Here is a 2,996-nt window from a genome sequence, read left to right as displayed (position 1 = left end):
TCCTGCGTTCCCGCCGTCCCGTCCGGTGTGTCTCAGCAGCATCTCGTCGCTGCCGGTGAAGGGGGTTCTAAGGTTACTCCCAACAACCCGCAAGCCAAAAAACAGCAAAAACCGAACTTTCCGAAAAGAAAAGATACAAACAAAACAAAATCAATGACTTACATGCCAAAAAAGTCAGCAATCCTGACCCGGATGCCGCAACCGCAAACACCGCAGAACACCCAAAACGCCCCGCAACACAACTTACCCACAGAACAACCCCGCTTATCCACAACCCCACCGCCCGGAATCACAGAAAATCACCCCGCAAGGAAACGAGTCACCCCGCACGGAATCACGCCAAACCAGACAAAAAAAGCCCAACAGCCAGAAAGAACGGCAGGCCAAGCCCGCGTCAAAATGAAAGACGCCGCAAAACAGCGGCGGAAACAGACCAAAACAAAAAAGGACGGCCAATCAGGCCGCCTTTCATTATCCAACGCCAGTGCTGCGGATCCGATTCAGGCCCGACCTGATGCCCTGGGTGCAGACTGCCGCTTCTGGAATTGAGCAGCGGGCAATCGAAGGGCCAGCAGGACAACCACCGCTCCAAGATAGAACAGCGGTTCAATTTGGAAGCCCTTAACAAGCATCACGTAGTGCAGCGCCCCTAGAAGACCTGCCGCATAGGTCAGCTTGTGCAAACGCGGCCAGGCGCGCCCCAGCCGCCGGACAGAGAAATTGTTGGAGGTCAAAGCCAGCGGAAGCATCAGGACAAAGCCCCCCATACCAATGGTGATGTAAGGACGCTTGGCAATATCAGCGAGGATCTGGCCAAGGATCTGCACGTCCAGCACCAGCCAGACCAGCAGATGGCAAGACACATAGAAGAAGCACAACAGGCCGATCGACCGGCGGAACTTCATCAGGTTCAATCCCAGCAGCCTGCGCATCGGGGAAATGGAAAGCGTCAGAACCATCAGCTGCAGCGCCAGTTCGCCATATTCATACTCCAGCGCCTTGATCGGCTCCACCCCCAGGCCGCCAGTGAGGCCGAGGTAAAAGAGCCAGAACGCAGGCAGTGTCCCGAGCAGATAAACTGCCCAGACTGGAAAGTGGCGGAGAAGCTGGTTTGCCGTGTCCATCAGGCGGCTCCGGTCAGAAGTGCTTGGCAAGGTCCATCCCATCATACAGGGCGGCCACCTCTTTCCCGTAGCCATTGAACATCAGCGTCGGCTGGCGTTTAGCGAACAGCCCGCCGCCAATGCGGCGTTCGCTGGCCTGGCTCCAGCGCGGATGCGAGACATCGGGATTCACATTACTATAGAAGCCGTATTCCCGGCCATTGGCCATATTCCAGCTGGTCGGGGGTTCCTGATCCGTCAGGGTGATGCGCACGACGGACTTGATCGACTTGAAACCGTACTTCCATGGAACCACCAGCCGCAGCGGTGCGCCGTTCTGGTTGGGCAGCGGTTTACCGAAGATACCTGTTGCCATCATCGTCAGCGGGTTCATCGCCTCATCCAGGCGCAGGCCTTCGCGGTAAGGCCAGTCCAGCACCTTATAGGCAGTGCCTGGCATTTCAGACGGCCGGTACAGCGTCTCGAAGGCGACGTATTTGGCGCCCTTCTGAACACCCGCCATATCCAACAGATCCGCCAGCTCGAACCCCTGCCAGGGCACCACCATGGACCAGGCCTCGACACAGCGGAATCGGTAGATACGCTCCTCCAGTGTCATTTCGCCTAAGATCTGCTCAAAGGAATAGTCTCCCGGCTTGTCGACCAAACCGTCAACCTTGACGCTCCAGGGCTTGGTGGTCATCAGGTCCGCGTATTTGGGCGGGTCGCCTTTGCCGGTGCCGAATTCATAGAAGTTGCAGTAGTTGGTCACCTCTTCCCAAGTATTGGGCTCCAACGCCTCTTCCGCATACGCCTGACCGCCCAGCGCCGCGGCCAGCCCGCTGCCTGCCAACCCCGCCATGATCTGGCGGCGGTTCCAGAACGCAGCCTCCGGGGTTGCATCTGCAAGGGTCAAATCATTGGTCCAGCGGCGCGCCATCTGCGTCTCCTGAGTTTGCTGCTCCCTTTCAGGTAACGGTCCAGTGCGCAAAACCCAAAACATATCCAGTAACGACTGCGCGAGAGAACTGTAACGTTGCACAGTCTTCTTCATTCAGCGTTAACAAAAAGGGGCTTTCAGCGGCGCGGCGCCTGAACGGGCTATGCGGAAACTTTCCGGTGGCGGTTGCCCCTATCTCATGCAAAAAATGCAATGTGTTAGCGCACTGCCTTGCAGGGCAGCGGGCGCGGGTCAGCAGTCACCAGGGAGATGCCCGATGAAGATGTATGTAATTGCAGCCGCCCTTGCCCTCAGCACCGGCACGGCTGCGGCGCAGGACATGGTGAGCTACACCACTCCCCTGCCCTTTGATGACGTAACCTTCGGGCTTGAGAGCGCCATCACCAACCGGGGCTTGCGGATCGACCACATCAGCCATGTGGGCGATATGCTGGAACGCACCCGCGCCGATGTCGGCTCGGATATAGTGCTGTTTGAACATGCGCAGGTCTTCTCTTTCTGCTCCGCCAAACTGTCTCGCCAAGTGATGGAGGCCAATCCCATGAACATCACCTTCTGCCCTTATGACATATTCGTCGCTCAGACCCCTGGCGCAGAAGACGTCACCATCGGCTTCCGCGCCTTCCCCGAGGGCGAGATGCAGCTGATCCACGATCTGCTGGACGGCATCGTGCAGGAGGCGATCGAGGAGTAAGCTCCAGAGTATCCCCTGGCTGCAAAATTCCCGCTGCACTGCCTGCGCGTTTTCACTATGCTGGCCGGAAACTGAAATTTCGGCACGGGCAGACCATGATGAAATCCCTTTTTGCTTACCTGATGATGCTGGCAGCCGCCACGCTGGCTGGCTGCGCTACCGGCCCCGCGGCGACCAAGAACGATGTCCAAGAACTCTCGCTGGCGCTGCAAACCCTGGATCCGAAAGTGGACCCGGC

At 58.0% G+C, this 2,996-nt stretch carries 4 protein-coding genes; 2 read left to right on the top strand and 2 right to left on the bottom strand.

Annotated elements, in window-relative coordinates:
• Window positions 1–549, top strand: a 549-nt coding sequence (locus A2I95_RS29245; protein ID WP_291735535.1) for a hypothetical protein, incomplete at its 5' end; no start/stop codon positions are given.
• Here A2I95_RS29245 and msrQ read toward each other — a convergent pair.
• Both msrQ and msrP read right to left on the bottom strand, forming a co-directional pair.
• Window positions 501–1,124: a protein-methionine-sulfoxide reductase heme-binding subunit MsrQ gene (gene msrQ / locus A2I95_RS29240; protein ID WP_027257222.1), complete on the bottom strand. Its 624-nt coding sequence runs from the start codon at window positions 1,122–1,124 to the stop codon at window positions 501–503. The two genes, A2I95_RS29245 and msrQ, sit on opposite strands and share 49 nt — an antisense overlap.
• Before the next feature lie 13 nt (window positions 1,125–1,137).
• Window positions 1,138–2,043: a protein-methionine-sulfoxide reductase catalytic subunit MsrP gene (gene msrP / locus A2I95_RS29235; protein ID WP_027257221.1), complete on the bottom strand. Its 906-nt coding sequence runs from the start codon at window positions 2,041–2,043 to the stop codon at window positions 1,138–1,140.
• A 277-nt stretch (window positions 2,044–2,320) separates the two neighbouring features.
• On the opposite strand from msrP, the gene A2I95_RS29230 reads away from it, so the two are divergent.
• The gene (locus tag A2I95_RS29230; RefSeq protein WP_291735534.1) at window positions 2,321–2,758 is read left to right on the top strand and encodes a DUF302 domain-containing protein; all 438 of its coding nucleotides are present in this window, start codon (window positions 2,321–2,323) and stop codon (window positions 2,756–2,758) included.
• The last annotated feature ends 238 nt before the right edge of the window (window positions 2,759–2,996 follow it).

The organism is Leisingera sp. F5 (assembly GCF_001593695.1).
This window is presented reverse-complemented; position numbering and strand designations above follow the sequence as displayed.